The sequence below is a fragment of the Streptomyces sp. NPDC026538 genome (genome assembly GCF_055567535.1).
The window spans coordinates 376,546-393,719 of record NZ_JBVHQG010000009.1 but is presented as its reverse complement, the minus strand read 5'-3'; the positions used below and the strand labels follow the sequence as shown (position 1 = coordinate 393,719).

Here is a 17,174-nt window from a genome sequence, read left to right as displayed (position 1 = left end):
GGTAGCGATCCTGCGCCATGTCATCGCCTGCAGGCCGAACCGAGAACCGTATACCCAAGTAACACGGGAGGCTGCCGAGGGATTCCACCGGGGTGTCCTGGGGGTTGCGAGAGCCCCGGGCAAACGCGAACGGCCGCCCCCCAGGGACGGCCGTTCGATCAGCTGTACGACGCTCAGATCTGGAGGAGGGCCTCCAGCGGCGCTCCGCCCAGGGCCTGCTCCAGGCGGCCGCGGCCGCCCAGGAAGCCCAGCTCCATCAGGACCGCGACGCCCGCGACCTCGGCACCGGCGCGGTGGATCAGCTTGATCGCGGCCTCCGCGGTGCCGCCGGTGGCGAGCACGTCGTCGACGATCAGGATCCGGTCGTCCGTGCCGAGGTCCTCGGCGTGCACCTCGATCTCGGCAGAGCCGTACTCCAGCTCGTAGGCCTGGCGGAGGGTGGCTCCGGGGAGCTTGCCCGCCTTGCGGACCGGGATGAAGCCGAGGCCGGCGCGGACGGCGACCGGGGCGCCCAGGATGAAGCCCCGGGCCTCCAGGCCGACGACCTTGGTGGCGCCGGTGCGCCCGGCGATCTCCGCGAGGGCGTCGGTGAGCGCGGTGAACGCGGCCGGGTCCGCCAGGAGCGGGGTGATGTCCTTGAACATCACGCCCTGCTCCGGGTAGTCCTCGACGTCCCTGATACGGCTGAGCAGCAGTTCCCTGATGTCCGTCATCGGCGCTTCCCCGACGGACGCCCGCGGCCGCCCCGGTTGCGGGGGGAGGCGGGCTGGTTGCGCGGGCCGACGACGGCCGGAGAGGCGTCCTCGGGTCCCTCCGGGCCCCCGACTCGGGCCTCGGCGAACTCCTCCTCGGCGGCGGCCTGGGCCCGCTTGGCGAGGACGCGCCTGCGCAGCGCCTTCATCTGCGGCTCGGCCTCCTTGAGGTCGGCGACGAGCGGCGTGGCGATGAAGATCGACGAGTAGGCACCGGCGGCCAGACCGACGAACAGCGACAGCGAGATGTCGTTGAGCGTACCCGCGCCGAGGAAGCCACCGCCGATGAACAGCAGGCCCGCGACCGGCAGCAGCGCGACCACCGTGGTGTTGATCGAACGGACCAGGGTGCCGTTGATCGACTGGTTGGCGATGTCGCTGTAGGTGAAGCGGGTCTGCTTGGTGATGTCCTTCGTCTGCTCCTTGAGGCTGTCGAAGACGACGACCGTGTCGTAGAGCGAGTAACCGAGGATCGTCAGCAGACCGATGATCGTGCCGGGCGTGACCTCGAAGCCGACCAGGGCGTAGATACCGGTCGTGATCGTGATGTCGTGGATCAGCGCGACCAGGGCCGCGATCGCCATGCGCCACTCGAAGGCGATCGCCAGGTAGATCACCACGAGGACCATGAAGATGCCGAGGCCTTCCCAGGCCTTGTTGGCGATCTGGTCACCCCAGCTGGGGCCGACCAGGTCGGCGGCGATGGACTCGGGGTCCAGCTTCATGTCCTTGGCCAGCTCGGCCTTGGTGGCGTCCGACTTCTCGGTGTCCATGCCGGCGATCTGGATACGCAGACCTCCGGAGCCGAGCTTCTGCACGACTGCGTCGTGGCCGGCTGCCTCCGTCGCATAGGTCTGTGCCTGGGAGACCGAGACGCTGGTCTTCGGGGTGGTGAAGACGGCACCGCCCTGGAAGTCGATGCCCATGTTCAGGCCGCGCACCGCCAGGCCGACGATGGCCGTGATGGTGATCAGGATGGAGACGCCGTACCAGATCTTGCGCTTGCCGACGAAGTCGTAGCTGATCTCGCCGCGGTGGAGTCGGGCGCCGAGGCTGCCGAGTTTCGACATCGCTCACGCTTCCTTCGGGTCGACAGGGCCGGCGACAGGACCGGCGGGACGGCGGGTGCGGCGCAGCGGGGGCTTGGCGCCCAGACCCTTCGGGTCGAGCCCGGACCACTTGTGGCCGCTCGCGAAGAACTTACGCCGGGCGAGGATCGTCATCAGCGGCTTGGTGAAGAAGAAGACGACGACCACGTCGAGCACGGTGGTCAGACCGAGGGTGAACGCGAAGCCCTGGACCTTGCCGACGGTCACGATGAACAGCACGGCGGCGGCCAGGAACGACACGAAGTCGGAGACCAGGATGGTGCGCCGGGCACGCGGCCAGGCCCGCTCGACGGCGGGACGCAGCGTGCGGCCCTCGCGGATCTCGTCCCGGATGCGTTCGAAGAACACGATGAACGAGTCGGCTGTGATACCGATCGCGACGATCGCACCACAGACGGCCGGAAGGTTCAGCGCGAAGCCGATGGCCTGGCCGAGCAACGCCATGAGCACGTAGGTCAGGATCGCGGAGACCAGCAGCGAGGCCATGGCGACCAGCGACAGACCCCGGTAGTAGACCACCAGGTAGACCACGACCAGGGCGAGGCCGATGGCACCGGCCAGCAGACCGGCGTGCAGCTGCTCGCCGCCGAGCGCGGCGGTGACGGTGGTGACGCTCTGCTCCTTGAAGGACAGCGGGAGCGCGCCGTACGACAGCATGTTGGAGAGGCTCTGGGCCTCCTCCTGGGTGAAGCTGCCGGAGATCTCCGCCTGGCCGCCGGTGATCGACTGGCTCACGTACGGGCTGGAGACGACCTCGCCGTCCAGGACGATGCCGAACTCGTTCTGCGGCTGCTGGTTCTTGGCCAGCTGGGCGGTGATGTCGGCGAACTTCTTGGCTCCGCTGGAGTTGAAGTTCATCTGGACCTGCCAGCCCGCGGCGGTCTGCGTGTCGAAGACGGCCTGGGCCTTCTTGACCTCGGTGCCGTCGACGGCGGCCGGGCCGAGCACGTACTTGTACCAGACGCCGGAGACCTTGCCGCAGGCCACCGTCGAGTCGGTGGGCTTGGCGTTCTTGCCGGCCGTGGCGCGCTGGGCGTCCTTGGAGCAGTCCAGCGCGGTGTACTGGGCCTCCAGCTTGCTGGCCGCGGCGGAAGCGCCCGCATCGGCCGAGGAGGAGGCGGAGGGGCTCGCCGACGAGCTCGCGGACGCCGACGAGGACGGCGTGGAGTCGGCCTTCAGGGCGTCCGTGACGGCGCGGCCCTGGGAGGTGGCGGACGACGACGGCGAGGCGGAGGACGACCCGGACGCCTTCTGGGAGCCCGACGCGCTGCTCGACGGGCTCGCGCTCGTGCTCGGGGAGGCGGTGGAGCTGCCGCTGGCGGACGCGCTCGGGGAGGCGGTCGCCGCGGCGCCGGCGCTGGCCTCGCTGGCCAGGACCGGACGGAAGTACAGCTTCGCGGTGGTGCCGACCTGCTGGCGGGCCTCCTCGGAGTTGGTGCCCTTGGGGATGTTGACGATGATGTTGCTCGTCCCCTGGGTCTGCACCTCCGCCTCGGAGACACCGAGGCCGTTGACACGGCGGTTCATGATCTCGACCGCGGTGTCCATGTTGGCCTTGTTGATCGCGGACCCTTGGTCGGCCTTCGCCTGCAGCGTGATGCTCGTACCACCGGCCAGGTCGATACCGAGGCGCGGGGTGGTGTTGCCGGAGAGGAACATCCCTCCGGTGAGCGCCACGATGGCGATCAGGATCAAGGCCAGCGAGCGCCCTGGCTTGCTCTGGGCGCTCGCGCTCCGGCCCCTCTTAGGTGCTGCCACCTTCTCGTACTCCCTCTCGGGCCGCCGCGCGCCTGGTCGGCGCGGTCGGCCATGACATGGTGTCGGGATCCCGTCCGGGAAACAGACGCGCCCGGGGTGCGTCCGGCGCGGGTGATGCGCGCCGTGCTCCCCGGGACACGGCTACTTCGCGTCGGAGTCGCCGTCGGTCTTCTTCGGCTCTTCGTCGGCCTTCGCCTCGGTGGGCTCCGCCTCCTTGGCCTCCACCGTGTCCTCGGCCTTCTCGTCGGCCTTCTCCTCGGCCACGTCCTTCTTGCCGAAGTCGACGGCCTTGTCGCCGGAGGCGGCGGCAGCGCCGGCGGGCTCGTCGTCGGTCTCGGTGAGGGAGGAGGCGTCGTCCGGAACGATGTCGGTGTCGGACTTCAGGTCGTGCTCGATGCCGTGCACGATGCGGTTGTACTCGTCGTCGGTGAGCACGGCGCCGATCGCGTTCTTCGCGAAGAGGAGGTCGACGCCCGGGCCGGCGTCGAGGAGGACCGTGTCCTCGTTGACTTCCTTGACCGTCGCGTACATGCCCCCGATGGTGCGGACGCCACTGCCGGGCTGCATCTCGTTCCGCATCTGCTTCGCCTGCTGCTGGCGCTTCCTGTTGGAACGCGTCATCAGGAACATGGCTGCGATAAGGACGATGAAGAAGAGAAGAGGCAAGGTATTCACGAGACGGAATTTCCTTCGCGCAGCCGCGGCGGTGAGCGGCCTGGATGATGGGGGTGTGGTCGGCGCCGCCCGCAAAGGCAGCATCGGCGGAGTCTAAGCGAGTCCGCGCGCATGGAACAACGCTCAGCATGGCACCTGGGTTCCTGCGCCCGCCAATGCCCCGCCGTCACGAAGAGATCACGTCTGCCCACGGGCCCCGCGGGGCGGGCGGCCCAGTACGGGGGCCAGGGGTAAGGGAGAGACGGGACACATCCCGCCGCAGACACGCAGACCGGGCACGCACGTCCGGGCGTCCGCCCGGTGTCACGTGCCGAACAGGTCCTGTTGGCCTGGTCCCGTCCCCCGGGGTGCCGTCAGGCCCAGGTGCGCCCAGGCCGCGGGGGTGGCGACGCGGCCGCGCGGGGTGCGGGCGAGGAGGCCCTCGCGGACCAGGAAGGGCTCGGCGACCTCCTCGACCGTCTCGCGCTCCTCCCCCACCGCGACGGCCAGCGTCGACAGACCGACCGGGCCGCCGCCGAAGAGCTTGAGCAGGGCCTCCAGGACCGCGCGGTCGAGCCGGTCGAGGCCGCGCTCGTCGACCTCGTAGACGGCCAGGGCCGCATGCGCGATCTCGCGGGTGATCAGTCCGTCCGCCTTCACCTGCGCGTAGTCGCGGACGCGGCGCAGCAGCCGGTTGGCGATCCGGGGCGTGCCGCGCGAGCGGCCGGCGATCTCGGCGGCGCCGGCCGGGTCGATCTCGACGTCCAGCAGGTTCGCCGAGCGGTGCACCACCCGCTCCAGCTCCCGCGGCTCGTAGAACTCCATGTGCGCGGTGAAGCCGAAGCGGTCACGCAGCGGCGGCGGCAGCAGGCCGGCCCGCGTGGTGGCGCCGACCATGGTGAACGGGGGGAGTTCGAGGGGGATGGCGGTGGCGCCGGGGCCCTTGCCGACGATGACGTCGACCCGGAAGTCCTCCATCGCCATGTACAGCATCTCCTCGGCGGGCCGGGACATGCGGTGGATCTCGTCGAGGAAGAGCACCTCGCCCTCCTGGAGGGAGGAGAGGATCGCCGCCAGGTCGCCGGCGTGCTGGATGGCGGGGCCCGAGGTGATGCGGATCGGGGCGCCCATCTCCGCCGCGATGATCATCGAGAGGGTGGTCTTGCCCAGGCCGGGGGCGCCGGAGAGCAGCACGTGGTCGGCGGTGGCGCCCCGCGCGCGGGCAGCCCGCAGGACCAGGTCCAGCTGCTCGCGGACCTTCTCCTGGCCGATGAACTCGCCGAGGTCCTTGGGGCGCAGGGCGGCCTCGACGGCCTGGTCCTCACGGTCGGCGACAGCACCCACCAGCCGCTCCGCGTCGGCGCCGGTGTCGGTCGTGTCGTCCCAGTTCATAAGTGATGTGCCTCAGCGGTGGTGGGGTCAGCGGGCGCGGTTGAGGGTCTGCAGGGCCGCCTTGAGCAGCTGGCCGACCTGGGGGGTGCCCCCGGCGGCCTCGGCCTGCGGGGCGACGGCGGTGACGGCCTCCTCGGCCTCCCTGGTCGCGTAGCCGAGGCCGATCAGCGCGGCGTGCAGCTGGTCGCGCCAGCCCTGGCTGACCGGCGCGCCGATCGCGGGGGCGCCGAGGGGCTCGCCGAGCCGGTCCTTCAGCTCCAGGAGCAGCTTCTGGGCGCCCTTCTTGCCGATGCCGGGGACGGCGGTGAGGGACTTCTCGTCGCCGGTGGCGACGGCCCGGCGCAGCGCGTCGGGGCTGTGCACCGCCAGCATGGCCTGGGCGAGCCGGGGTCCGACCCCGCTCGCCGTCTGCAGCAGCTCGAAGGTCTGGCGCTCGTCGTCGTCGGCGAAGCCGTACAGGGTGAGCGAGTCCTCCCGGACGACGAGGGAGGTGGCGAGCTTGGCCTGCTGACCCATCCGCAGCCCGGACAGGGTGTTGGGCGTGCACTGGACCGCGATGCCGATCCCGCCCACCTCGACGACCGCGGAATCCGGGGCGAGGGCGGCGACCGGGCCGCTCACGAAGGCGATCATGCCGTACGGCCTTTCGTTGCGTTGGCTGCGTGCAGGGCGACGGCCTGCTGGAGTCGGTTCTGGGCGGGGGCCCGCCAGATGTGGCAGATGGCGAGCGCGAGGGCGTCGGCGGCGTCGGCCGGCTTGGGCGGCGCGTCCAGCCGCAGCAGCCGGGTGACCATGGAGCCGACCTGGGCCTTGTCGGCGCGCCCCGAGCCGGTGACGGCGGCCTTGACCTCGCTGGGGGTGTGCAGGGCGACCGGGATGCCCCGGCGGGCGGCGCACAGCATGGCGACGGCGCTGGCCTGGGCGGTGCCCATCACGGTCCGGACGTTGTGCTGGCTGAACACCCGCTCCACGGCGACGAATTCGGGCCGGTGCTCGTCCAACCACTGCTCGATGCCCTGCTCGATGGCGACCAGGCGATGGCCGAGTTCGGCGTCCGCGGGCGTGCGGACGACTCCGACACCGACCATGGTCAACGGCCGTCCGGCGACGCCTTCGACGACCCCGACACCGCATCGGGTCAGTCCGGGGTCCACCCCGAGTACACGCACCGCGCCCCTCCCGTCGTCCTCCCCAGCCACCGCTGGGCGGTACCCCCAGTTCGTGCAGGCTATCCGGTGCCACCGACAACAGCGGCGGGCCGGTGGGACGTGTCCCTCCGGCCCGCCGAAATCGCTCGGCCCACGGCGGCGTTACGCGTCGACCTTCTCCATGACCTCGTCGCTGACGTCGAAGTTGGCGAAGACGTTCTGCACGTCGTCGCTGTCCTCCAGCGCGTCGATCAGCTTGAAGATCTTCCGGGCGCCCTCCTCGTCCAGCTCGACCTGCATGGTCGGGACGAAGTTGGCCTCGGCGGAGTCGTAGTCGATGCCGGCGTCCTGCAGGGCGGTGCGGACCGCGACCATGTCGGTGGCCTCGCTGAGCACCTCGAAGGACTCGCCGAGGTCGTTGACCTCCTCGGCGCCCGCGTCGAGCACCGCGCCCAGCACGTCGTCCTCGGTCAGCTCGCCCTTGGGGACGATCACGACGCCCTTGCGGTTGAAGAGGTACGACACCGAGCCCGGGTCGGCCATGGAGCCGCCGTTGCGGGTCATGGCGACGCGGACGTCGGAGGCGGCGCGGTTGCGGTTGTCGGTGAGGCACTCGATGAGCACCGCGACGCCGTTCGGGCCGTAGCCCTCGTACATGATCGTCTCGTAGTCGGCGCCACCGGCTTCGAGACCGCCGCCGCGCTTGACCGCGGAGTCGATGTTCTTGTTCGGGACCGACTGCTTCTTCGCCTTCTGGATGGCGTCGTAAAGCGTCGGGTTGCCCTCGATGTCGACGCCGCCCATCCGCGCGGCGACCTCGATGTTCTTGATCAGCTTCGCGAAGAGCTTGCCGCGCTTGGCGTCGATCACGGCCTTCTTGTGCTTCGTCGTGGCCCATTTAGAGTGGCCGGACATCTGCCTGTCTCCTTCGCGTAACCCATCTCTGCAACGAACGCCAGAGATCCTACTAGGACTCCGTCACCCGGTTCGCGTGCACCATGTCGACGAACAGGGAGTGCACACGGTGGTCGCCGGTCAGTTCCGGGTGGAACGACGTGGCGAGCGCGTTGCCCTGGCGGACCGCGACGATGTGGCCGTCGTGTTCGGCGAGCACCTCGGCCGCGGCGCCGACCGACTCGACCCAGGGGGCGCGGATGAACACGCCCTCTACAGGATCGCCTGCGACGCCCTTGACGTCGACCGCCGCCTCGAACGACTCGTTCTGCCGTCCGAAGGCGTTGCGGCGCACGATCATGTCGATGCCGCCGATCGTCTCCTGGCCCGAGCGCGGGTCGAGGATCTTGTCGGCGAGCATGATCATGCCGGCGCAGGTGCCGTAGACGGGCATTCCGGCCCGCACGCGCGCGCGGAGGGGCTCCATCACGCCGAACAGGACGGCCAGTTTGGAGATGGTGGTGGACTCGCCGCCCGGGATGACCAGGCCGTCCACCTCGGCGAGTTCCTCGGCGCGCCGGACCGGCCTGGCCAGGGCGTCGGCCGCGGCCAGGGCGACGAGGTGTTCCCGTACGTCGCCCTGGAGCGCGAGTACGCCGACCACCGGAGTGGTCATCACCAGCCCCGGTTCGCGTAGCGCTCGGTCTCGGGAAGGGTGTCGCAGTTGATGCCGACCATGGCCTCGCCGAGGTCGCGGGACGCGTCGGCGATGATCTTCGGGTCGTCGTAGAAGGTGGTCGCCTTGACGATGGCGGCGGCGCGCTTGGCCGGGTCGCCGGACTTGAAGATGCCGGAGCCGACGAAGACGCCCTCGGCACCGAGCTGGCGCATCAGGGCCGCGTCGGCCGGAGTGGCGACACCGCCGGCGGAGAACAGCACGACCGGCAGCTTGCCGAGCTCGGCGACCTCCTTGACCAGCTCGTAGGGGGCGCGCAGCTCCTTGGCGGCGGCGTACAGCTCGTTGTTGTCGCAGCCGCGCAGCTTGGCGATCTCGCCCTTGATCTGGCGCAGGTGGCGGACGGCCTCGACGACGTTGCCGGTGCCGGCCTCGCCCTTGGAGCGGATCATGGCCGCGCCCTCGGCGATCCGGCGCAGGGCCTCGCCGAGGTTGGTGGCACCGCAGACGAAGGGGGTGGTGAAGGCCCACTTGTCGGAGTGGTTGACCTCGTCGGCCGGGGTGAGGACCTCGGACTCGTCGATGTAGTCGACGCCGAGCGACTGGAGGACCTGGGCCTCGACGAAGTGGCCGATCCGGGACTTGGCCATGACCGGGATGGAGACGGCTTCGATGATGCCTTCGATCATGTCCGGGTCGGACATCCGGGCCACTCCGCCGTCCTTGCGGATGTCGGCCGGGACCCGCTCCAGGGCCATGACGGCGACGGCGCCCGCGTCCTCGGCGATCTTCGCCTGCTCCGGCGTGACGACGTCCATGATCACGCCGCCCTTGAGCTGTTCGGCCATGCCGCGCTTCACGCGGGCGGTGCCGGTCTCGGGGGCCTGGTTCTCAACGGTGGACACGGGTGACCTCACTGGGTGAAAGAGGGTTTCTGCAAACACCGAGGAAACGCGAGTGGACCAGTCCACAGCAAGGGCCAATGGCAAGCCGGTGGATCCTTTTGGCCTGCCGCGACCGGCCGGCCGCAGCTCAGGCGGCCGGTCCGGTGCCGCGGTCCGCCAGCGCGGCGGGCGGCTCGTCGTCCATTTCGAAGGCCATCGGGAAGGGGGCGTGGCCGGCCAGCCGGAACCAGCGGACCTTGCGGTGCTCCCGCAGCCGGCGGGCCGCGCCGACGGCGTCGTTGTGGAAGCGGCGGGCCATCGGCACCCGGCGCACGGCCTCGGCCAGCTCGCTGGTGGCGGCCTCGCCGCCGGGGGCCGCACGGACCTCCTCGACCTGCTGCGGATGTTCGAAGACCGCGCGCAGGGCCTGGCTCAGGTCGCTCTCGGCGACCTCCCGCTGGTCTTCCTCGGCCTGCCGGGCGGCGTGCGCGGCCTCGTACAGCACGATCGACGCGGCGGGGTCCAGCACCCCGGCGGTCGCCAGCTCCTGGGCGACGGAGGCGCGCCGCAGCAGCTGGGCGTCGAGGGCGGCGCGGGCGGCGTCGATGCGCGCGTGCAGCCGGTCGAGCCGTCCCGCGGTCCAGCTCAGGTACAGGCCGATCGCCACGAGGGCGGCGAGGATCCAGAGGCTCCAGATGAGCGTTGCGGTCACGGGCGGAACGCTATAGGACGTGCCCGCGGGAGCGCCCCCGAAGGGGCGCGGGGCCGTATCCGACATGCGGCTACCGCCGCGCGGGCGCGACCGGCCACGACGGCGCCGCAGCCGTCAGACAGGCCCTAGTCCCGCGCCAGCCCGAACCGGGCCCGCAGCCCCGGGCGTTCGTCGGCCGCCACCGCGGCCGCGCCCGCGGTCACCGTCTCGTAGACGGACAGGATGTCCGCGCCCACGGTCGACCAGTCGAAGCGGCGCACGTGCACGCTGCCGCGTGCGCTCAGCGCGGCCCGGCGCTCCGGGTCCGCCAAGAGCCGTACCGCCGCCTGAGCCAGTTCGTCCGCGTCCTCGTTGGGGAAAAGTTCGCCCGCCGCCCCTTGGTCCAGGACCTGGGCGAAGGCGTCGAGGTCGGAGGCGAGGACGGGCGCCCCGGCGGAGAGTGCCTCGACCAGGATGATCCCGAAGCTCTCGCCGCCCGTGTTGGGCGCGATGTACAGGTCGAGGCTGCGCAGGAAGCGGGCCTTGTCCTCGTCGCTGATCATGCCGAGGAACTCCACGCGGGAGCGCAGTTCGGCGGGCAGGGACTCGACGGCGGCCTCCTCGTCGCCGCGGCCGGCCACCAGAAGGCGCGTCTGCGGGCGGGCGGCGAGGATCTCGGGCAGGGCCTTCATCAGCACCGGCAGGCCCTTGCGGGGCTCGTCGATCCGGCCGATGAAGCCGATGGTGTCGCCCTGCCACTCGGGGCGCGGCTCGGCCTCGGCGAAGAAGTCGACGTCGACGCCGTTGGGGATGACCACCGCGTCCCCGCCGAGGTGCTCGACCAGCGTGCGGCGGGCGTACTCGCTGACCGCGATCCGGGCGCTGATCTTCTCCAGGGCGGCCTGCAGGATCGAGTACGCGGCGATCATCGCGCGGGAGCGCGGGTTGGAGGTGTGGAACGTCGCGACCATCGGGCCCTGCGCCGCCCAGCAGGTCAGCAGGCCGAGGGAGGGCGAGGCCGGCTCGTGGATGTGGACCACGTCGAACGCCCCGTCGTGCAGCCAGCGCCGCACCCGCGCCGCGGACAGGAAGCCGAAGTTGAGGCGGGCCACCGAGCCGTTGTACGGCACCGGGACCGCGCGGCCCGCCGAGACGACGTACGGCGGCAGTGGGGTGTCGTCGTCGGCCGGGGCGAGGACGGAGACGTCGTGGCCGAGGCGGATGAAGTACTCGGCGAGGTCTCGGATGTGGAACTGGACGCCACCCGGCACGTCCCAGGAGTACGGGCAGACGATACCGATCCTCACGACGGCCCCTTCGCGGGGTCGAGGTCGGCGAGCCACAGCCGCTGGAGCATGTGCCAGTCCTCCGGATGGTCGGCGATCCCGGTGGCGAAGGCATCGGCCAGCGCCTGTGTCATGACAGACGTCTTCGACTCCCGGTCACCTGACTCGGGGACGTCGATCGGCGCGTGCACCCGGCCCTTCATGACGGGGGTGTCGTCGTACCAGAGGGTCACCGGGAGCAGGTACGCGCCGGTCTGCTGGGCCAGCAGAGCCGGTCCGGCCGGCATCCGGGCCTTGTCGCCGAAGAAGTCCACCTCGACGCCGGAGGCGGACAGGTCACGGTCGGCGACCAGGCAGATCAGGCCGCCGTCGCGGAGTCTGCGGGCGAGGGTGCCGAAGGCGGAGCCCCCGCTGTGCGGCAGGACCTCCATGCCGAGGCTCTCGCGGTAGGCGACGAAACGGTCGTACAGCGTCTCCGGCTTGAGGCGCTCGGCGACCGTGGTGAACGGGGTCTTCAGCTCGGTGGTGACCCAGGCGCCGGCGAGGTCCCAGTTGGCCAGGTGCGGCAGCGCGATGATCACGCCCCGGCCGGAGGCGAGGCCGTCGGTGAGGTGGTGGACGTCCTTGGGCGCGAAACCGGTCCGGATCCGGTCCTCGCTCCAGGCAGGCAGCCGGAAGGACTCCATCCAGTAGCGCAGGTACGACCGCATGCCCGCCCGCGACAGCTCGCGCAGCCGCTCCGGGCTCGCGTCGGGCAGCACGCGCGCGTAGTTGGACTCCAGGCGCTCGACGCCCTTGCCGCGCTGCCGCCAGGCGAGGTCCGCGACGGTCCGGCCGAGGCGCACGGCGACCGGCTCGGGGAGTCTCTTGACGGTGCTCCAGCCGAGCCCGTACAGACCGTCGGTGAGCCGGTCGGCGGCGGTCACTGCCCGGCCTCGCTCCCGTGGGAGGCCTTCTCCCGCTCGGCCGCGGCCTCCGCCTCGGCGGACTCCCGGCGGACCGTGACGACCCGCTGGACGAGGGTGACCAGGCTGCCGACGGCGACGACCCACAGGGCGATCGGGAGCAGGATCTGGATGCCCGGCACACCGAACTTGTGGAAACCGGCCAGACCGGCCGCCACCAGCGAGATCACCAGGCGCTCGGCGCGCTCGACCAGACCGTTGACGGCCACCGGCAGCCCGATCGACTCGCCGCGCGCCTTGGTGTACGACACCACCTGGCCGCTGGCCAGGCAGAAGATGGAGACGGCGCACAGGACGTCGTTGTCGCCGTTGCCCGCGTACCAGAGGGCGAAGCCGCCGAAGATGGCGCCGTCGGCGACCCGGTCCAGGGTGGAGTCCAGGAAGGCGCCCCAGCGGCTGGTGCGGCCCAGCTGGCGGGCCATGTTTCCGTCGACCAGGTCCGAGAACACGAACAGTGTGATCACGATCGTGCCCCAGAAGAACTCGCCCCGGGGGAAGAAGACCAGCGCGCCCGCGACCACTCCGGCCGTGCCGAGGAGCGTGACCGTGTCCGGGCTCACACCCCGGCGGATGAGAAACGCGGCGAACGGTGTGAGGACACGCGTGAAAAATGCACGCGCGTACTTGTTCAGCATGGCCTTCCCGACGGTCGTTGCGCCGTGTGGCCCCTGCTGGCCACCCCGGCTGGCCCATCGTAGCCACGCGCGCGTGTGTGCGACGGGCGGGCACTCGCAGAGGGCACCGGTGGCGGCGCGCGGAGGGCCCCGCGGGCACGATCACGTCCTTCGTATGGACGCACCGTGACGGGAGTGGAAAGCTCGAATAACCGCGGGCGTCATCGGAGCCGCCACCGCACGCGGCCCGCCATGCTCGCCCGCGCCCACACAGACCTCACCGTGCACGGGAGGCATAGCCATGGGCGACAAGGTCAAGGAACACCCCGGAGCCGCCGGCAGGGCTACAGCGGCCGACCACCCCGCGTCCGTACGGAATGTGGTGCTGGTCGGCCACTCCGGATCGGGCAAGACCACGTTGGTGGAGGCTCTCGCGCTGACCGCGGGAGCGGTGAACCGGGCGGGCCGGGTGGAGGACGGCGGCACGGTCTCGGACTACGACGACATCGAGCACCGGCAGCAGCGCTCCGTACAGCTGTCACTGGTACCGGTCGACTGGAACGGAATCAAGATCAATATCCTGGACACCCCGGGATACGCCGACTTCGTCGGTGAACTGAGGGCCGGTCTGCGCGCGGCGGACGCGGCCCTTTTCGTCGTCTCGGCCTCGGACGGGGTGGACGGCTCGACCCGGATGGTGTGGGAGGAGTGCGCGGCCGTCGGGATGCCACGGGCGATCGTCATCACGCACCTGGAGGCCGCCCGCGCGGACTTCGAGGAGATGACCCGGGTGTGCGCCGAGGCGTTCGGCGCCGACGACCCCGACGCCGTGCTCCCGCTCTACCTGCCGCTGCACGGCCCGCAGGGGCCGGACGGGCACGCGCCCGTGACCGGTCTCGTCGGGCTGCTCACGCAGAAGCTGTTCGACTACTCCTCCGGGGAGCGCAAGGAGTCCGAGCCCGGGCCGGACCAGCTGCCGGACATCGACGAGGCCCGCAACCGGCTGATCGAGGGGATCATCTCGGAGAGCGAGGACGAGACGCTCATGGACCGCTATCTGGGCGGCGAGCAGATCGACCTCAAGACGCTGATCGAGGATCTGGAGCGGGCCGTGGCACGCGGGGCGTTCTTCCCCGTGCTGGCCGCCGCCCCGGCCACCGACGGCGCCCGCCAGGGGCTCGGCACGGTGGAACTGCTGGAGCTGGTCACGGGCGGGTTCCCGACCCCGTTCGAGCACCCCACGCCGGGGGTCACCACCATCGACGGCGAGCCACGTGACATCAAGCCGTGCGACACGGGCGGTCCGCTGGTCGCCGAGGTGGTGAAGACCGCCTCCGACCCGTACGTCGGCCGGGTCTCCCTGGTCCGGGTCTTCTCCGGCACCCTGCGCCCCGACGAGACGGTCCATGTCTCCGGGCACGGCCTCGCCGACCGCGGCCACGAGGACCATGACGTCGACGAGAAGATCGGCGCCCTGTCCACGCCGTTCGGCAAGCAGCAGCGCCCGGTCACCCATGTCATCGCCGGTGACCTCGCGTGCGTGGCGAAGCTCGGCCGCGCTGAGACCGGGGACACCCTCTCCGGCAAGGACGACCCGCTGCTCATGGAGCCGTGGGAGATGCCCGACCCGCTGCTGCCGCTGGCCATCCAGGCGCACAGCAAGGCGGACGAGGACAAGCTCTCGCAGGGCCTGTCCCGCCTGGTCGCCGAGGATCCGACCATGCGGCTGGAACAGAACCAGGACACCCACCAGGTGGTGCTGTGGTGCCTCGGGGAGGCGCACGCGGACGTCGCCCTGGAGCGGCTGCGCAGCCGGTACGGGGTCCAGGTCGACGTCGTACCGCACAAGGTGTCCCTCCGGGAGACGTTCGCCGGCAAGTCCGCCGGGCGCGGCCGGCACGTCAAACAGTCCGGCGGGCACGGGCAGTTCGCGATCTGCGAGATCGAGGTGGAGCCCCTGCCGGGCGGCTCCGGCATCGAGTTCGTCGACAAGGTGGTCGGCGGCGCGGTGCCCCGGCAGTTCATCCCGTCCGTCGAGAAGGGCATCAGGGCGCAGGCCACCAAGGGGGTCGCCGCCGGCTACCAGCTGGTCGACGTGCGGGTCACCCTGCTCGACGGCAAGGCGCACTCGGTGGACTCCTCCGACGCCGCCTTCCAGACGGCGGGCGCGCTGGCACTGCGGGAGGCCGCGGCGGACGCCAGGATCCATCTCCTCGAGCCGGTGGCGGAGGTGTCCGTGCTGGTCGGCGACGACTACGTGGGCGCGGTGATGAGCGACCTGTCCGGACGGCGCGGCCGGGTCCTCGGCACCGAGCAGACCAGTGGCGGGCGCACGCTGATCAAGGCCGAGGTGCCCGAGTTCGAGATCGGCCGGTACGCGGTCGACCTGCGCTCGCTGTCGCACGGCACGGCGCGTTTCAGCCGCTCGTACGCCCGCCACGAGCCGATGCCACCGCAGATCGCCGAGAAAATTCGCGAACAGGTCAAGGAGGCCTCGTAGTCGGCCTCATAGTCGGGATGGTCGACGAGTTGTCGCAGCCGGCGACAAGGGTGTTCGGCGGACGGTTTCGGCCGTCCGCCGACGGTTGTCGGTGGCCGGGGATACCCTGAGTACTTGATCAACAGGTGTGCGGAGTACGGAAGTCGGGAAGGCCGCAGGAGCGGGACGGCGGCAAGTGGGGGCGGGAATGAGCTTCGAGGACTTCTTCGGGCCACAGGTGCCCAGGCCGGGCGGCGAGGCGCAGGCCCCGACCTATGCCCTGGCCTCGGCGGCCTACCGGGACACGCCGATGGAGGAGATCAAGAAGGCCGACAACGAGTGGCACCAGTCCACGGTCAACGCGGGCCGCAAGTGGGCGAAGATCTTCCGGCCCAACTTCGGTGAGGCGTACTCCCAGGCGGTCATCGACCGCATGCTGGGCGTCGACCGCAAACCGCTCATCCAGTCCTTCGGCAGCGAACCCCAGGTGGTCGTCGAGCACTGCCTGGCGGCCAACCGCATCCGCAAGGAACGCGACCAGCGGCTGACCGCCGTCATGCTCCTGTGCGGCGTGCTGTTCCTGCCCGGCCTGGTGGTCTGGCTGCTGGTCTTCCAACTCCGCGCGTCCATGCTGAAGGCCGGCAACAAGCAGGTCTCCGGGCTCGGCAGCGCCCTGCTGGCGGCCGTCGGCGTGCTCGCCGTGATCTTCCTGGTCCGGATGCCTCTCACCGGCTTCTGGGGCTGGTACGCGCGCGGCTGCATCGTGCTCCCCGTCGTCGGCTGGTACCTGGCCAAGCGGCTCTGCGAGCGCACCGCGCAGGACCTGCGCGCGGCCTGGGACGGTCTGCTCTCCGGCGGCAGCGTCGGCGCGAAGGTCCCCGAGGCGGTGCCGACCAGCCCCGACCAGGCCGCGGCCGAGCAGCTGCGCCAGTCACTGGCCCGGCTCAGCGCCGAGCAGCAGTCCAACGCGGTCTTCTACGCCGGCACCAAGGGCATACTCGGGATGGGCACCCGCTGGGGTTCCTGGGTGCTCGCGGAGGAACTGGTCCCGCTCGACCCGGTCAAGGGCGTCCACGAGTTCCGGGCCTGGACGGTCGTCCGGGAGATCGAGAAGGAGCTGAGCGTGCTGCACCGGCAGCACCTGAAGACCGGCGGTTTCCCCGAACCCCAGGTCAAGCACTGGATCGTCACCCATGTCGGAGCGGGCGCCAAGGCGGTGTCCAGGCCCGAGGGCACCGACTACAAGGTGGGCCCCAAGGACGTCGAGAACATCTGCAACAACAACCACTTCGACAAGGGCGACCGTCACTACCTGGGTGTGCAGTGGCCGTACCTGTGGAACGGCGACCTGATCATCACGATGATGGCGACCGTGACCGTGCTGAAGGAGACCCTCCGCATCGAGGTCACCGGACACGCCCTGGGCCCGGTCAACGGCCTGTTCAAGGACAAGCCCGAGGCCCCCACCAGGACGGTCGCCAAGACGGTGCGGTTCTGGGAGACCCGGACCGTCAAGCTGCCGCTGGTCACCCCCGACGAGGTGGTCCGCCTCGGCGCCCGTGCCGCCATCAGCTGGTACCCGCCGCTGCTGAAGTGGCTCGGTGGCTCCGTAGGCCTGCCCGAGCCGTTCGGACTGCGCCACGCCTGGGCCGACCAGCCCTGGGACCACCGCTTCATGGCCGACGACGCGTTGCGCGCTGCCACGCCGATACTCAGGGCCGTGCACCGGGCCGCGCTCAGTGTCCTCAAGGAACACGACGTCGACATCGACAAGTTCAACTCGCGGGCGGGGAACCTCAGCGGAGCGGTGCAGGACGCGACACCGAAGAAGGCGGACAAGTACGACGCGTGAGCCTCCGGCGGCGGAGCCGA

Annotated in this window: 15 protein-coding genes and 1 pseudogene; 2 read left to right on the top strand and 14 right to left on the bottom strand. The window is 70.8% G+C overall.

Annotated elements, in window-relative coordinates; translation table 11 throughout:
• Positions 1–173: 173 nt before the first annotated feature.
• The 14 genes and pseudogenes from ACZ4N4_RS33365 to pgsA all read right to left on the bottom strand — a co-directional run bounded on the left by ACZ4N4_RS33365 (position 174) and on the right by pgsA (position 12,902).
• Positions 174–713 (bottom strand): adenine phosphoribosyltransferase, encoded by a 540-nt coding sequence (locus tag ACZ4N4_RS33365; RefSeq protein ID WP_467595769.1) that lies wholly within the window; start codon positions 711–713, stop codon positions 174–176.
• Positions 710–1,822: a protein translocase subunit SecF gene (gene secF, locus ACZ4N4_RS33360; RefSeq protein WP_453577169.1), complete on the bottom strand. Its 1,113-nt coding sequence runs from the start codon at positions 1,820–1,822 to the stop codon at positions 710–712. The genes ACZ4N4_RS33365 and secF overlap by 4 nt, the downstream gene beginning before the upstream one ends.
• A 3-nt stretch (positions 1,823–1,825) precedes the next feature.
• Complete coding sequence (gene secD / locus ACZ4N4_RS33355; protein ID WP_467595766.1) at positions 1,826–3,619, bottom strand: protein translocase subunit SecD; 1,794 nt, start codon at positions 3,617–3,619, stop codon at positions 1,826–1,828.
• A 141-nt stretch (positions 3,620–3,760) separates the two neighbouring features.
• Positions 3,761–4,294: a preprotein translocase subunit YajC gene (gene yajC / locus ACZ4N4_RS33350; RefSeq protein ID WP_453577174.1), complete on the bottom strand. Its 534-nt coding sequence runs from the start codon at positions 4,292–4,294 to the stop codon at positions 3,761–3,763.
• A 303-nt stretch (positions 4,295–4,597) separates the two neighbouring features.
• The gene (gene ruvB, locus ACZ4N4_RS33345) at positions 4,598–5,665 is read right to left on the bottom strand and encodes a Holliday junction branch migration DNA helicase RuvB (protein WP_450759049.1); all 1,068 of its coding nucleotides are present in this window, start codon (positions 5,663–5,665) and stop codon (positions 4,598–4,600) included.
• A 27-nt stretch (positions 5,666–5,692) separates the two neighbouring features.
• Complete coding sequence (gene ruvA / locus ACZ4N4_RS33340; RefSeq protein WP_453577178.1) at positions 5,693–6,298, bottom strand: Holliday junction branch migration protein RuvA; 606 nt, start codon at positions 6,296–6,298, stop codon at positions 5,693–5,695.
• Positions 6,295–6,834 carry a crossover junction endodeoxyribonuclease RuvC gene (gene ruvC / locus ACZ4N4_RS33335; RefSeq protein ID WP_453577181.1) on the bottom strand — a complete coding sequence of 180 codons (540 nt, stop codon included), beginning with the start codon at positions 6,832–6,834 and terminating at the stop codon, positions 6,295–6,297. The genes ruvA and ruvC overlap by 4 nt, the downstream gene beginning before the upstream one ends.
• Before the next feature lie 141 nt (positions 6,835–6,975).
• Positions 6,976–7,728, bottom strand: coding sequence for a YebC/PmpR family DNA-binding transcriptional regulator (locus ACZ4N4_RS33330; RefSeq protein WP_365796468.1), 753 nt, complete (start codon positions 7,726–7,728; stop codon positions 6,976–6,978).
• A 52-nt stretch (positions 7,729–7,780) separates the two neighbouring features.
• Positions 7,781–8,383: a pyridoxal 5'-phosphate synthase glutaminase subunit PdxT gene (gene pdxT / locus ACZ4N4_RS33325; protein ID WP_453577184.1), complete on the bottom strand. Its 603-nt coding sequence runs from the start codon at positions 8,381–8,383 to the stop codon at positions 7,781–7,783.
• Positions 8,383–9,288 carry a pyridoxal 5'-phosphate synthase lyase subunit PdxS gene (gene pdxS / locus ACZ4N4_RS33320; RefSeq protein WP_365796472.1) on the bottom strand — a complete coding sequence of 302 codons (906 nt, stop codon included), beginning with the start codon at positions 9,286–9,288 and terminating at the stop codon, positions 8,383–8,385. Before pdxS ends, pdxT begins: the two co-directional genes overlap by 1 nt.
• Positions 9,289–9,415: 127 nt before the next feature.
• Positions 9,416–9,979, bottom strand: coding sequence for a LemA family protein (locus ACZ4N4_RS33315; protein WP_453577187.1), 564 nt, complete (start codon positions 9,977–9,979; stop codon positions 9,416–9,418).
• Positions 9,980–10,104: 125 nt separating this feature from the next.
• Positions 10,105–11,265: a glycosyltransferase family 4 protein gene (locus tag ACZ4N4_RS33310; RefSeq protein ID WP_453577189.1), complete on the bottom strand. Its 1,161-nt coding sequence runs from the start codon at positions 11,263–11,265 to the stop codon at positions 10,105–10,107.
• A complete protein-coding gene (locus ACZ4N4_RS33305; RefSeq protein ID WP_453577192.1) occupies positions 11,262–12,170 on the bottom strand; it encodes a phosphatidylinositol mannoside acyltransferase in 909 nt (302 codons plus the stop codon). Before ACZ4N4_RS33305 ends, ACZ4N4_RS33310 begins: the two co-directional genes overlap by 4 nt.
• Positions 12,167–12,902 (bottom strand): annotated as a pseudogene (gene pgsA / locus ACZ4N4_RS33300) (phosphatidylinositol phosphate synthase). The gene ACZ4N4_RS33305 and the pseudogene pgsA overlap by 4 nt, the downstream one beginning before the upstream one ends.
• A 222-nt stretch (positions 12,903–13,124) precedes the next feature.
• On the opposite strand from pgsA, the gene ACZ4N4_RS33295 reads away from it, so the two are divergent.
• On the top strand, positions 13,125–15,323 hold the full coding sequence (locus ACZ4N4_RS33295; RefSeq protein WP_467595757.1) for an elongation factor G-like protein EF-G2: 2,199 nt from the start codon (positions 13,125–13,127) through the stop codon (positions 15,321–15,323).
• A gap of 187 nt (positions 15,324–15,510) precedes the next feature.
• Entirely contained in the window at positions 15,511–17,154 is a 1,644-nt protein-coding gene (locus tag ACZ4N4_RS33290; protein WP_467595754.1) for a hypothetical protein, read from the top strand.
• Positions 17,155–17,174 lie beyond the last annotated feature (20 nt).

Coding starts and splice junctions, on each gene's coding strand:
- ACZ4N4_RS33295 (WP_467595757.1), top strand. CDS start 13,125: ATGGGCGACAAGGTCAAGGAACACCCCGGAGCCGCCGGCAGGGCTACA.
- ruvA (WP_453577178.1), bottom strand. CDS start 6,298: ATGATCGCCTTCGTGAGCGGCCCGGTCGCCGCCCTCGCCCCGGATTCC.
- pdxT (WP_453577184.1), bottom strand. CDS start 8,383: ATGACCACTCCGGTGGTCGGCGTACTCGCGCTCCAGGGCGACGTACGG.
- ACZ4N4_RS33330 (WP_365796468.1), bottom strand. CDS start 7,728: ATGTCCGGCCACTCTAAATGGGCCACGACGAAGCACAAGAAGGCCGTG.
- secF (WP_453577169.1), bottom strand. CDS start 1,822: ATGTCGAAACTCGGCAGCCTCGGCGCCCGACTCCACCGCGGCGAGATC.
- ACZ4N4_RS33365 (WP_467595769.1), bottom strand. CDS start 713: ATGACGGACATCAGGGAACTGCTGCTCAGCCGTATCAGGGACGTCGAG.
- ruvB (WP_450759049.1), bottom strand. CDS start 5,665: ATGAACTGGGACGACACGACCGACACCGGCGCCGACGCGGAGCGGCTG.
- ACZ4N4_RS33290 (WP_467595754.1), top strand. CDS start 15,511: ATGAGCTTCGAGGACTTCTTCGGGCCACAGGTGCCCAGGCCGGGCGGC.